This window comes from Nakamurella flava (genome assembly GCF_005298075.1).
In the GTDB taxonomy this organism is placed as follows: domain Bacteria; phylum Actinomycetota; class Actinomycetes; order Mycobacteriales; family Nakamurellaceae; genus Nakamurella; species Nakamurella flava.
In genome coordinates, this window is record NZ_SZZH01000001.1 from 1,711,812 (window position 1) to 1,724,374 (window position 12,563).

Annotated in this window: 12 protein-coding genes; 5 read left to right on the forward strand and 7 right to left on the reverse strand. The window is 72.9% G+C overall.

Annotated features, from left to right (window positions below; genetic code table 11):
* Window position 1: 1 nt before the first annotated feature.
* Complete coding sequence (ligA, locus tag FDO65_RS07740; protein ID WP_137448762.1) at window positions 2-2,254, reverse strand: NAD-dependent DNA ligase LigA; 2,253 nt, start codon at window positions 2,252-2,254, stop codon at window positions 2-4.
* 97 nt (window positions 2,255-2,351) lie between these two features.
* Between ligA and FDO65_RS07745 the strand changes: the two genes are divergently transcribed.
* From FDO65_RS07745 to FDO65_RS22735, 3 genes are all read left to right on the forward strand, one after another.
* Window positions 2,352-3,068 (forward strand): alpha/beta fold hydrolase, encoded by a 717-nt coding sequence (locus FDO65_RS07745; protein WP_166442084.1) that lies wholly within the window; start codon window positions 2,352-2,354, stop codon window positions 3,066-3,068.
* Window positions 3,069-3,148: 80 nt separating this feature from the next.
* Window positions 3,149-3,727, forward strand: a complete 579-nt coding sequence (locus FDO65_RS22730) for an NADPH-dependent FMN reductase (RefSeq protein ID WP_137448764.1) — start codon at window positions 3,149-3,151, stop codon at window positions 3,725-3,727.
* Between the two features lie 104 nt (window positions 3,728-3,831).
* Window positions 3,832-4,248 (forward strand): pyridoxamine 5'-phosphate oxidase family protein, encoded by a 417-nt coding sequence (locus tag FDO65_RS22735; protein WP_137448765.1) that lies wholly within the window; start codon window positions 3,832-3,834, stop codon window positions 4,246-4,248.
* A 13-nt stretch (window positions 4,249-4,261) separates the two neighbouring features.
* Here the strand turns inward: FDO65_RS22735 and FDO65_RS07760 are convergent, their stop codons facing one another.
* The 4 genes from FDO65_RS07760 to FDO65_RS07775 all read right to left on the reverse strand — a co-directional run bounded on the left by FDO65_RS07760 (window position 4,262) and on the right by FDO65_RS07775 (window position 8,799).
* On the reverse strand, window positions 4,262-5,299 hold the full coding sequence (locus FDO65_RS07760; RefSeq protein WP_137448766.1) for a hypothetical protein: 1,038 nt from the start codon (window positions 5,297-5,299) through the stop codon (window positions 4,262-4,264).
* 63 nt (window positions 5,300-5,362) lie between these two features.
* Window positions 5,363-6,430, reverse strand: a complete 1,068-nt coding sequence (locus FDO65_RS07765; RefSeq protein WP_420847529.1) for a uroporphyrinogen decarboxylase/cobalamine-independent methonine synthase family protein — start codon at window positions 6,428-6,430, stop codon at window positions 5,363-5,365.
* A gap of 22 nt (window positions 6,431-6,452) precedes the next feature.
* Window positions 6,453-7,523, reverse strand: coding sequence for a tRNA 2-thiouridine(34) synthase MnmA (mnmA, locus tag FDO65_RS07770; RefSeq protein ID WP_137448767.1), 1,071 nt, complete (start codon window positions 7,521-7,523; stop codon window positions 6,453-6,455).
* Window positions 7,524-7,566: 43 nt separating this feature from the next.
* Entirely contained in the window at window positions 7,567-8,799 is a 1,233-nt protein-coding gene (locus FDO65_RS07775) for a cysteine desulfurase family protein (RefSeq protein WP_137448768.1), read from the reverse strand.
* Between the two features lie 202 nt (window positions 8,800-9,001).
* Between FDO65_RS07775 and FDO65_RS07780 the strand changes: the two genes are divergently transcribed.
* A complete protein-coding gene (locus FDO65_RS07780; RefSeq protein WP_137448769.1) occupies window positions 9,002-9,226 on the forward strand; it encodes a hypothetical protein in 225 nt (74 codons plus the stop codon).
* A 199-nt stretch (window positions 9,227-9,425) separates the two neighbouring features.
* On the opposite strand, the gene FDO65_RS07785 is transcribed toward FDO65_RS07780, so the two are convergent.
* Window positions 9,426-10,418 carry an electron transfer flavoprotein subunit alpha/FixB family protein gene (locus FDO65_RS07785; RefSeq protein WP_137448770.1) on the reverse strand — a complete coding sequence of 331 codons (993 nt, stop codon included), beginning with the start codon at window positions 10,416-10,418 and terminating at the stop codon, window positions 9,426-9,428.
* A gap of 79 nt (window positions 10,419-10,497) precedes the next feature.
* Window positions 10,498-11,277, reverse strand: a complete 780-nt coding sequence (locus FDO65_RS07790; RefSeq protein WP_137448771.1) for an electron transfer flavoprotein subunit beta/FixA family protein — start codon at window positions 11,275-11,277, stop codon at window positions 10,498-10,500.
* Window positions 11,278-11,579: 302 nt separating this feature from the next.
* Between FDO65_RS07790 and FDO65_RS07795 the strand changes: the two genes are divergently transcribed.
* Window positions 11,580-12,542, forward strand: a complete 963-nt coding sequence (locus FDO65_RS07795; RefSeq protein ID WP_137448772.1) for a nucleoside hydrolase — start codon at window positions 11,580-11,582, stop codon at window positions 12,540-12,542.
* Window positions 12,543-12,563 lie beyond the last annotated feature (21 nt).

Below are 12,563 nucleotides of genomic sequence, written 5' to 3' on the forward strand. Positions count from 1 at the left end.
GCTACCCGGTCGGCTGATCCGGTTCAGCCTGTTCGTCACCTTCTGCCGCTCCCCCGCCGCCGTCGCCGATCTGGGCGACCGCCCGCGCCGCGTCCGGCCCCTCGCCGAGCAGGACCCGGAAACCGTTCTCGTCGAGAATCGGTACCTGCAGTTGCACCGCCTTGTCGTACTTGGAGCCGGGGCTGTCCCCCACGACCACGAACGCCGTCTTCTTGGACACCGAGCCGGCCGCCTTCGCGCCGCGTTCCAGCAGAGCCGTCTTGGCCTCGTCCCGGGAGAAGGTCTCCAGGCTGCCGGTGACCACCACGGACAGGCCGGTGAGGGTCTGCTCCGGGCGGTCGGTGACGTCGTCGGCCATCCGCACCCCGGCCGCGTGCCAGCGGTCGACGATGCGGGCGTGCCAGTCCTCGGTGAACCACTCGATGACCGCGGCGGCGATCGTCGGCCCGACCCCTTCCGCGGCGGCCAGGTCCTCCTCGGAGGCCGCCCGGATCGCCTCGAGTGAGCCGAACTGCTGAGCCAGCGCCCGCGCGGCCGTCGGCCCGACGTGCCGGATGGAGAGCGCCACCAGCACCCGCCACAGCGGCTGGTCCTTCTGCTTCTCCAGGTTGGCCAGCAGCTTGCGGCCGTTGGCCGAGAGTGCGCCGGCCTTGGTGGTGAACAGCGGCACCTGCAGCAGGCGCTCCTCGGTCAGCCCGAAGGGCGGTCCGTCGGCCGGGTCCGCCGGCCCGGGAAACACGTCACCCTCGTCCTGCACCACCCCGGCGGAAAGGAGAGCCGCCGCGGCTTCGTACCCCATGCCCTCGATGTCGAAGGCGCCCCGGCCGGCCAGGTGGAACAGTCGCTCCCGGAGCTGGGCCGGGCAGCTGCGCGCGTTGGGACAGCGGATGTCGACATCGCCCTCCCGCATGTGCCGCAATGCGGTGCCGCATTCCGGGCACTGCGTCGGCATGACGAACTCGCGCAGCTCCCGCCCGTCGCGCAGGTCGACCACCGGGCCGAGGACCTCGGGGATGACGTCACCGGCCTTGCGGATGATGACGGTGTCGCCGATCAGCACGCCCTTGCGCTTGACCTCCTCCGCGTTGTGCAGGGTGGCCAGCCCGACGGTCGATCCGGCCACCAGCACCGGTTCCAGGAAGGCGAACGGGGTCACCCGACCGGTGCGGCCCACGTTGACGCGGATGTCCTTGAGCAGGGTGGTCGCCTCTTCGGGCGGGTATTTGTAGGCGATCGCCCAGCGGGGGGCCCGCGACGTCGAGCCCATCCGCCGCTGGGCGGCGATCTCGTCGATCTTGACGACCAGACCGTCGATGTCGTGGTCGAGGTCGTGCCGGTGCTCGCTCCAGTAGGCGACCCGGTCGGCCACCTCCGCGGCGGTCCCGACCACCCGGTTGTGGGTCGAGATCGGCAGCCCCCAGGCGGCCAGCCGCTCGTAGGCCTCCGACTGCCGGGTGATGTCGAAGCCGCGCCGCGCACCGATGCCGTGGCAGAGCATGGTCAACGGGCGGGACGCGGTGATGCGGGGGTCCTTCTGGCGCAGCGACCCGGCGGCGGAGTTGCGCGGGTTGGCGAACGGCGGCTTGCCGGCCGCCACCAGTGAAGCGTTGAGGGCCTCGAAGCCGGCCAGCGGAAAGAACACCTCGCCGCGCACCTCGACCAGCTCGGGGATGTCGTGACCGCCGTCGTCGCGCAGGTGCTCGGGCACCGCGGCGATGGTGCGGACGTTCAGGGTCACGTCCTCACCGACCCGGCCGTCACCCCGGGTGGCGGCCCGCACCAGGCGCCCCCGCTCGTAGGTGAGGTTGACGGCCAGGCCGTCGATCTTCAGTTCGGTCAGCCAGGTCACCGGTCCGCCGGCGTCCCGCCCGGCGCGTTCCAACCAGGCGGCCAGTTCCTCGGCCGAGAACACGTTGTCCAGGCTCAGCATCCGCTCGGCGTGCTCGACGGCCTCGAAACCGGTGGCGTAGCCGGCGGTCCCGCCGACCCGCTGGGTCGGCGAATCCGGGGTGACCAACGACGGGTGCTGCTCCTCCAGCGACTGCAACTCGCGGAGCAGCTCGTCGAACTGGCCGTCCGACAGCGTCGGCGAATCCAGGACGTAGTACCGGAACTGGGCGTCCGCGACCTGCTGCGCCACCTCGGCGTGCCGGGCCGCAGCCTCGGCCGGTGCGTCCACGGTGGGGACGTCGGCCAGCTCGGCGACCACCGCGGGATCGACGGTCTCCGGTCCGGAATCAGGACGAGCGCTCATGGGCTGCAGCCTAGATCGGGGCACGGACAGCGGGTTTCCCGACGAGACCCCGGTCAGACCCGTCACCATCGACGGACACCGGTCGGGAGGAGTCTTCGTGGTCCAGGTCGACGCACCACCCCCGGCCGACGGCCGCCGCCGGTGGCTGGCACTCACCGGCACCCCGCTGTCGCCGACCATCTGGACCGCGGTGGCCGACCGCCTCGACGGGCCGCTGTGGGCGCCCGACGTCACTCCCCCCACCGACGTCACCGATCCGCAGCGGCGGGTCGCCGAGCGGATCGCTGCCCGGGCCCGGGAGGGGGGCGGGACCTGGTCGGTCGTCGGGCACTCGTTCGGTGGTCAGGTCGCCCTCGAACTGGCGTTGGCCGCTCCGGAACTGGTGCAGCACCTGGTGATCATCGGCAGTCGGGACACTCCGTTCCCACCGTTCGCCGCGGCGGCCGACGCCCTGACGGCCGGGCACCCGGTGGACGTCGACGGTGCACTGGCCCGCTGGTTCCGGCCGGCCGAGCTCGATCGGTTCCCGGGTGTCGTCGCCGACATCACCGGCCAGTTGCGGCGGGCCGATCGGGCGGCCTGGGCGACCGCCCTGCGAGGCATCGCGCGGTTCGACGCCGCGGACCGGATCGGCGCGATCACGGCGCCGGTGGCGGTGATCGCCGCCGAGTTCGATCCGGTCTCGCCCCCGGAGGTGATGACGGCGATGGCTCGACGCATCCCGGGGGCCACCGTCGACGTCTGGCCCGATGCGGCCCATCTCTCGCCGCTCCTCCATCCGGACCGGCTGGCCGGCCTGCTGCTCGGTGGGTGAAGAGCGTCACGCTCCGTCCCGGAATGTCCTACGCATGGCTAGAGTTTGAGTATTCAACTACATGCCGTCGGAGGTTCGCCATGAGCACGTTGAAGATCGTCGTCAGCTCCACCCGTCCCGGACGCATCGGCGCCGCCATCGGAGCGTGGGTCGCGGAACGGGCCCGGACCGTAGGCGCCTTCGACCGCGTCGAGATCCTCGACCTGGCCGAGATCGCATTGCCGCTGTTCGACGAGCCGCACCACCCGCGCAGCGGCCAGTACACCCAGCCGCACACCCAGGCGTGGGCGGCCGCCGTCGCTGACGCCGACGCGCTGGTGATCACCACCCCCGAGTACAACCACTCCTTCCCGGCCACCATCAAGAACGCGCTCGACTACCTGCACGCCGAATGGCGCGACAAGGCTCTCGGACTCGTCGGCTACGGCGGTGTCTCCGGCGGCCGCGGCGCCGTCCAGGGCCTCACCACCGTGACCGACGCCCTCGGCCTGGTGCAGGTCGAGCCCGTCGCCCTGGTCAAGGCGATGACGTTCGTCGTCGAGGGCGAGTTCCTCGGCTCCGAGCAGGACGCCGCAGCGGTCGACGCGATGATCACGCAGCTCGCCGACCTCGATCGGGAGCTGGCACCCCGCCGCTCGGCGGCCGCGCTCGTCTCCTGACCGTTCCCACGGCACCCACTGAGGCCGATACCCCGCGACCCACCACTCGTCGCGGGGTGTCGGCCTCCGTCGTCCCGTCGGGGCCCGCCTGGCAGGGTGGGCCCGTGAGCATCGACCCCCACAATCCACCGGCCGACGTCCTGCAGTTCCTCACCGACCGCCACCTGGCGTCGCTGACCACGGTGCGCCGCAACGGGTCGCTGCACGTCGTCGCCGTCGGCTTCACCTACGAGCCGGCCACCGCCACCGCCCGCATCATCACCTCGGACGGGTCGGTGAAGGTGCGCAACGCCGAACGCCCCGGGCCGGACGGCGCCGCCCCCCGAGCCGCGGTCTGCTCGGTCGACGGCCCCTCGTGGATCAGCCTGGAAGGCCCCTGCCGCGTGCTACGGGAGCCGGCGGCGATCGCCGACGCCGAGCGCCGCTACGCCGCTCGCTACCGGGAGCCGCGTCCCAACCCGCGCCGCGTGGTCGTCGCGATCACCGTCGAGCGGATGCTGGGGTCAGCCCGACTGCGCTGACCCCGGCGTGGTGTCACGGCCGGTCGACGTGCTGCCGCCGGCGCGCCCGCGACCGACCACGGCCCAGCACGACGATGCCGGCGAGGACGCCGGCCAGACCCAGCACCGACAGGCCCCACCCCGGAGCCACGAACCCCTGGCGCAGGGCGAAACGACCACCGGCCAGCACGATGGCCCCGAACAGGACGAGGACCGATCCACCCACGACACTGGATCGCGAGGCGGCCGGTCCGGTCAGGGCAGCCGCGGACCGGCCGTCGGCACCGAGGCCCGTGACCCACCAGGCCCCGTCGACCCGGCGGCGGACCGCCGCCACCCGTCCGTTCGACCAGACGTCGAGCTGGTCACCGACGGCCGGCGGCCGGGTCGACCCGCCGGCCGTCGGGGCCTCCAGCATGACGACCGTCGACTCGGCGTCGACGGGCTGTCCAGTGCGGACCGGTACGACCTGGCCGCGGTGGGCCGGTGCGAAGCGGGATGACCGGAGCCGGACCCGGTCGCCGGGACCGACGACCGTCATCCTCTGCGGCTCGGCGACTCCGACCAGTCGCGGTAGTGACGACCAGGCCCGGGAACGCCACCAGAACATCGCCGCGACGACCAGACCGATCAGCGTGAACGCTCCCGCCAGAGCAAGGACCCACCAGGCCTCGCCGGGCTTCTTCATCGTGATGTCGTCGCCGTACACGCCGATCTCGACCCGCTGGCCGACCACGTAGGGGGCGGCGGCAGAGGTCACGATGTCCGAGCCCTCGTGGGGGGAGCCGTCAGCGCCGGTCCAGCTGACCGTCACCGACCACCGCGGACGCTTGTTGGAGCTGTCCCGCAGGCGCTGGCGGTCGACGACCTGGACGACGGCCGGGATCCGCTCGGTCAGTCCGACCGCGTCCGCTGCGACCGCCGGCACGATGAGGACGAGCAGCACCGGGATGAGCAGGACGACCGCCAGGAACAGCAGCGCCGCCCGGCTGTATCCCCGCCCCGCCGATCGGACCGCACTCGACAAACCCTCAACCGACCACCCGGCGCTCGGCACACTGCTGTTCTGCACCGGGACAGGGTCACCCATCTGCTGCGACGCAAGGAAATCGTGAGCCGAGCCGGATTCGGTCGCTCACCAGCCGGCCGGCGGGTCGCTCAGCGCCCGGGCCAGCTCCTGCGCGCGTTTCATCGCCGCGGTCGCCCAGGCCGGGGTAGCCCCGGCCAGACCACAGGTGGGCGCCGGCACGACGCTGTCGGGCAGCCGTTCCCGGCTGAATCCGAGCCGGTCCCAGACGGCGAGCAGCGGGTCGACGGCCTGCCGCAGGGTCGGCGTCCGGCCCGGGGCGGGAGCCGTGACCGGCACGATCCCGGCGACCAGCACACCCCCGTCTTCGATCAGTTCGCCGATGGGGTCCAGCCGCGCGGCGCTCGACCCGATGATCGTCAGGTCGAGGGCGACCGCGTCGAACCCGACCGATCGCAGCAGCCGCACCGGCGAGTCCGCTGCGCAGCAGTGGGCAAGGGTGGGCCGATCGGCCACCCCGGCCCGGGCGGCGGCGAGCACCGACTGTGCCCGCTCGGAACCGACGGACCGCAGGGTGCCGAACCCGGACGCCGTGGGTATCCGGGCGGCCAGCACGCCGGGCAGGGCCGGTTCGTCGAACTGGACGACCACCCCCGCGCCGGGCACCCGGGCGCTCACCTCGGCGACGTGCGCGGCGACCCCCTCGGCGAGCGACGCCGCCAGGTCGTCGACGGCGCCCTGGTCGATGAGCATGCGGTTGCCGTCCGGCAGTTCGAGCATCGCAGCCAGCGTCCACGGCCCGCACACCTGCACCTTGACCCAGCTCGCCCCGGCGTAGTGCTGCTGCACGGCGTCCAGGTCCCAGGCCATCAGGTCGGTCGCCCTCCGCAGGTCGCGACCCGGGCGCCGGGTCACCCGCCAACCGGACGGCACCACTTCGGCGGCGATGTCGACCAGCAGACCGGCGGTCCGGCCGATCAGGTCCGCACCGACCCCGCGAGCCGGGAGCTCGGCCAGGTGCGGCAGTTCCGGCAGCTCGCCGGCGACCATCGACGCGGCCTCATCGGATGACGTGCCCGGCAACGAACCGATCCCGGTCGCCGCGCCGCGATGCCACGGCCGCACCGGTGCCGGGGCATCGACCCCCGGCACGTCCTGTGGAGCCCCCACCACCAGACCGCTCACGTCACCGTCACCTTCAGCTCGTCCGGATGATCGTCCCGGCCCCGATGACGTACTCGTCGTCCGGGTCGTACAGCACCGCCGTCTGTCCCGGCGCGATGCCGCGGACCGGGTCGTCCAACGTGATGACCAGCCGGCCGTCGACCAGCTCCACAGTCGCCGGCACCGCGGCGCCGTGGGCCCGCAACTGCACCCGGCTGCGCAACGGCATCGGCGGCGGCGCCCCCGTGGAGAACACCACACGCTGCGCGGTGAGCACCGAGACGTCCAGTCCCTCCGCTGGTCCCACCGTGACCGTGCCGGAGACCGGCTCGATGCCGAGCACGTACCGCGGTCGACCGTCCGGTGCGGGACGGTCCAGACCGAGACCCTTGCGCTGGCCGATGGTGTACCCGTGCACGCCGCCGTGGCGACCCAGCACCGCGCCGGTGGTCGCGTCGACCAGTTCGCCGGTGCGGGCGCCGAGCTTCTCGGTGAGGTACTCCTGCGTGTTGCCCTCGGGGATGAAGCAGATGTCGTACGAGTCCGGCTTGGCCGCGACCGCGAACCCGCGGCGGGCCGCCTCCGCGCGCACCTGCGTCTTCGTCCATTCGCCCAGCGGAAAACGACTGTGCGCCAACTGGTCTGCGGTCAGCACGGCCAGTACGTACGACTGGTCCTTCGCCGCGTCGGCCGAGCGGTACAGGATGCCGTCCCGCAGCTTGACGTGGTGCCCGGTGACCACGGCGTCGAAGCCGAGCGCCACGGCGCGGTCCAGCAACGCGGCGAACTTGATCTTCTCGTTGCAGCGCAGACACGGGTTGGGTGTACGGCCGGCGGCGTACTCGGCCAGGAAGTCGGCCACCACGTCCTCGGCGAACTCGGCGCTGAAATCCCAGACGTAGTAGGGGATGCCGAGCAGGTCGCAGACCCGCCGGGCGTCGAACGCGTCCTCGACGGTGCAGCAGCCGCGCGATCCGGTACGCAACGTCCCGGGCGATCGGGACAACGCCAGGTGGACGCCGGTGACGTCGTGCCCGGCATCGACGGCCAGCGCCGCGGCCACGGCGCTGTCGACTCCCCCGCTCATGGCGGCCAGCACCCTCATCGTCGATCGACCCCCGACGACGGACCCCCGGTCGGATCGCCGTTCACGGCCGTTCGGCCGCCGCGGCGACCCGGGCACGACGGGCGGCCGCCGCCTGCCCGGCCTTGCGGGCCCGCTCCACCACCGGACCGATGACCGCCAGCACGGCTTCCACGTCCTGCGCGGTCGAGGACGACCCGAGCGAGAACCGCAGGGCACCGCGGGCGTCGTCCTCGGGGACCCCCATGCCGATCAGGACGTGCGACGGCCGGGAGACCCCGGCGGTGCACGCCGAGCCGGTCGAGCATTCAATGCCGTGGGCGTCGAGGAGCATCAGCAGCGAGTCCCCCTCGCAGCCGGGGAAGCGCAGATGTGCGTTGCCCGGCAGCCGCGACGGGCCGCCGTCGACGAGGGACTGGCCGGGATCGCCGGACAGCGCGGCATCCGGCACCTGGGCCTGCACCCCGGCGATCAGTTCGTCACGCAGCCCGGTCAGCCGCGCCGACTGGGAGGACAGATCGCCCACCGCCGACTCGGCCGCCACGGCCAGACCGACGACGCCCGCCACGTTGAGCGTCCCGGACCGCACTCCGCGCTCCTGACCGCCCCCGAACAGCAACGGCTCGACCACGGCGTCCCGACGGAGCAGCAGTGCCCCAACCCCGGTGGGTCCGCCGAACTTGTGAGCCGACAGCGACAGGGCGTCGGCCCCGCAGGCGGCGAAATCGAGCGGAAGCTGGCCGACGGCCTGGACGGCGTCGGTGTGCAGCGGGACGCCGGCCGCGTGGGCGACCGCGGCCAGCTCGCGGATGGGGTTGACCGTGCCGACCTCGTTGTTGGCCCACATCACCGAGACCACCGCGACGGTCTGCGGGTCCTCGGCGATCGCCGCGGCGAGGGTGTCGGCGTGGACGCGCCCGAAGTCGTCGACCTCGAGCCAGCCGATTTCGGCCCCCTCGCGGGCCGCGAGGTGCTCGACGGTGTCCAGTACCGCGTGGTGCTCGATGGCCGGGACCAGGATCCGTCGACGACGGGGGTCCGCGGCCTGGCGGGCCCGGAAGAAACCGGTGACGGCGAGGTTGTCGGACTCCGTGCCGCCCGAGGTCATCACGACCTCGCTGGGCTGCGCCCCCAGGGTGCCGGCGATCCGCTCACGCGACTCCTCGACCCGGCGACGGGCGGCCCGACCGGCCGTGTGCTGCGACGACGCATTACCGGTCTCGCGCAGGGCGGTCGCGACGGCGTCGACGACCTCCGGCAGGACCGGGGCGGTGGCAGCGTGATCGAGGTAGGGCATCAGGGTCCAGAGTAGGTCGCCGGCGGCCGTCAGACCCAACCCGGCGCCGATCCAGGTCGCGACAGTGACGGACAGTCACCACCCGTTGGGAGGGTGAACAACCGTTGTCCGTCCCCGCGCACACCGTCATGCTGGGGCGGCACGACGAACCGCCAACCCGGCACCGGCCGGCCGCGGTGTCGCCGCTCCTGGGGGGAACGACATGGCCGTCTCGGTCGACTTGGCGAAGGCGCTCGACAAGGCATGGGAAGACAAGTCCCTGCCCGAGATCCTGGCCGCGCCGCCGTCCGCCCTCGCCGGGTTGACCCCGGCCCACGATCAGGCCCTGGCCGACGCACTCGGCATTCGCACCATCGCCGATCTGGGCTCGAACAAGTACTTCGCCTTGGCGGGCGTCCTCGTCGCCTTGGGCAACAAGACCGGCTGAGCCACCGCCGGACGCGTGCTTCGCCGGACGGCTGTTCGGCCGGGACGCGTTTCCCCGGTTCGATGCCCGGGCATTGACCGGTCTGCCTCCGCCGGAGTCCCCCGGACTCCCGGAGCCCCGATTTTCACCGACTCTCCGCCGAGAGCACGCGACCGTGGGTGCGCCCGCGGTCGCGTGCTCAATATTCGCCGGGTGGTCGTCAGGCCTGACGGGCCTTCACCGCCTCGGCGAGCTGCGGGACGACCGTGAACAGGTCCCCCACGACACCGAGGTCGGCGATCTCGAAGATGGGCGCGTCCGCGTCCTTGTTGACCGCCACGATGGTCTTGCTGCTCTGCATGCCGGCGCGATGCTGGATAGCCCCGGAGATGCCCAACGCGACGTACAACTGCGGGGCCACGGTCGTCCCCGTCTGCCCCACCTGGAACTGCGGCGGGTAGTAGCCGGAATCGACGGCCGCCCGGGACGCACCGACCGCACCCCCGAGGGCGTCGGCCAGTTCTTCGACCACGGCGAAGTTCTCGGCCGAACCGACGCCCCGACCGCCGGAGACGACGACGGAGGCCGCGCCCAGCTCCGGACGGTCACCCACCGGTTCCGGGTGCTCGGCCAGCACCTTCGTGGCCGTGGCCGGGTCGACCACGAGTTCGACCGTGGTCACCTCGGGCGAAGCGGCCGCCGGCTCGTCCGGGACGGGGAAGGAGTTGGGCCGAACGGTCACCACGGCCGGTCCGGCCGACTGCGAAGCGGCCCACCGCACGGTGTACTCCCCGCCGAAGACCGACTGGGTGGCGACGACCTGACCGTCGGCGAGCTCGAGGTCGACCGAGTCGGCCAGCAGGCCGCCCCCGAGCCGGACGGCCAGCCGGCCGGCGATCTCGCGTCCGGTGACGGTGGCCGGCACCAGCACGGCGATCGGATCGGCCACCGCGGCCGCCGCCGCGAGTCCGGCGACCTCCGGGGTGATCAGGTGGGTGCCGACCTCGTCCGCCTCGGCCGCGTACACGGCGGTCGCACCCAGCGCTCCCAGCGCGGGGGCGAGCGCGGCGGCCGTGCCCGGGGCACCGACAACCACCGCGGCGGGCTCACCCAGGCGGGCCCCCGCGGCCAGCAGTTCTGCGGTCAGCTTGCCGATGGTGGTGGGGACGGTGGCGGAGGTGGTGGCATCGACCAGGACGAGGACCTGTGCCATCTCGAGGAACCCTTCGGGAATCGGGCCGGCGTGGCCCGGAGTACGGAGACTACGGAGGAGGACGGGGCGATCAGCCCGGTCAGACGAGGCGGTGGGCCACCAGGAACTCGGCGACCTTCGTGCCGGCGGACCCGTCGTCGGCGACCTTCTCGCCGGCCGTCCGGGGCGGCTTGGCCGCGCCGTCCACCGGCTGGGTGGCCGATGCCGCGCCGCCGACGGATGCCGGGTCGAGCCCGAGATCGGCGACCGTGAGGGTCTGCACCGGCTTCTTCTTCGCCGCCATGATCCCCTTGAAGTTCGGGTAGCGGGGGTCGTTGATCTTCTCGGTCACGGAGACCACCGCCGGCAGCTGAGCGCTGACCTCGCTCCACCCGGTGTCGTGCACCCGCTCGGCGACGACGGTCGACCCGTCGATGGTCAGCTTGCGGACCGCGGTCACCTGCGGACGGCCGAGGCGCTCGGCCAGCATCGCCGCCAGCGCACCGGTGCGGCCGTCGGTGGACTCGTTGCCGGTGATCACCAGGTCGGCACCGAGGGTCGAGATCGCGGCCGCCAGCACGGCGGACGTCTGGACGGCGTCGGCCCCGGCCAAGGCGTCGTCGACGACGTGCACGGCCTTGTCCGCGCCCATCGCCAGCGCCTTGCGCAGGGTCTCGGTCGCGCGGTCCGGGCCCATGGTCAGCACGGTCACCTCGCCGCCGTGCTCCTCCACCAGCTGCAGGGCCGCCTCGACCCCACGGCTGTCGATCTCGTCGATGACGGCGTCGGACGCGTCCCGGTCGATGACCCAGGTGTCCGGTACGAGCTTGCGCTCGCCCCAGGTGTCGGGCACCTGCTTCACCAGCACGGTGATGTCCATCTCTGCCTCGCCTCCAGCTGTTCGTCCCGGCGGGAGCTGCGCTCCTACTCCGGGGTCATCGGCCGCGGGGCTCGCCCCGAGCGCCATGTGACGTGCGCCGGGGGCGCGGACACGCTCCCCCGGGTTGACCATTGTGCCTGGTGCGGGGACTGACCCGCGGCCCGGGCCTCATGTTACTGGCCAGTAGCTTAGGTCAGCCTACTCCCGACTCAGCGCGACCGGTCGGACGCGACCCCGTCCGCCCGGCAGGTCCCGATCGCTAGGCTCGCGGTCCCACCGTCTCCACCCTCCGGGAGGGCCCCGTGGCCGAGCCGACACCGATTCTGCTGGACGTCGACACCGGCATCGACGACGCGTTCGCCCTGCTGTTCGCCGTGCGGTGCCCGGATCTGGACCTGCGCGCCGTGACCTGTGTGGGCGGCAACACCGGCGTCGACCAGGTCGTCGCCAACACCCGGTACGTCCTGGACGCCGCCGGGGCCCCCGACGTCCCCGTCGGACGCGGCGCCGCTCACCCGCTGCTGCACGACGCCCCCGACAGCGGCGCCTTCCACGGCGTCGACGGACTGGGCGGGTTCTCCCGGCCGTCCGATCGGCGGACCAGCCCGTTGGCCGCCATCGACCTGCTGCGCCACGAACTGCAGTCCGCCATCGCGAACGGGGAACCGGTCACCCTGGTCGCCACCGGCCCGCTGACCACCGTCGCCCTGCTCCTGCGGGCCCACCCGGACGTCGCCGCCGGCATCGAGCGCATCGTGTTCATGGGCGGTTCGGCCTCGCGGGGCAACATGACACCCGTCGCCGAGCACAACGTGCTGCACGACCCGGAAGCCACCGCGATCGTCCTGGCCGCCGCCCGGGACCTCGACATCCCGATCACGATGTACGGCCTGGACGTCTTCGACCTCCCGCGCATCCCGCTGGACCGGGCCGGTGAACTGGCCGACCGACTCGACCCGGCCTGTCAGCTGGCCGCGGCGCTGCTGCGGTTCCGGGGGCGGGGCGAGGACAGCGCCGGGATCGGGGACGCCGGCACGCTGTGCGCGCTGGTCCGACCGGAAGGACTGACGGTCGAACGGCTGCCGGTCACGGTCGACACCGGCTTCGGGCCCGGGCGCGGACAGACCATCGTGGACCGGCGTCCCGGCTTCGTCGGACGGTCGGTCACCGACCCGTTCAGCACCCATTGGACCTCGGTGGACGTCGCCGTCGCCGTCGACGCCACTGGCTATGCCGACCTGTGGTGGTCGACCATCACCGGCTGACGGTGCCGGGCCGGGCCCGCC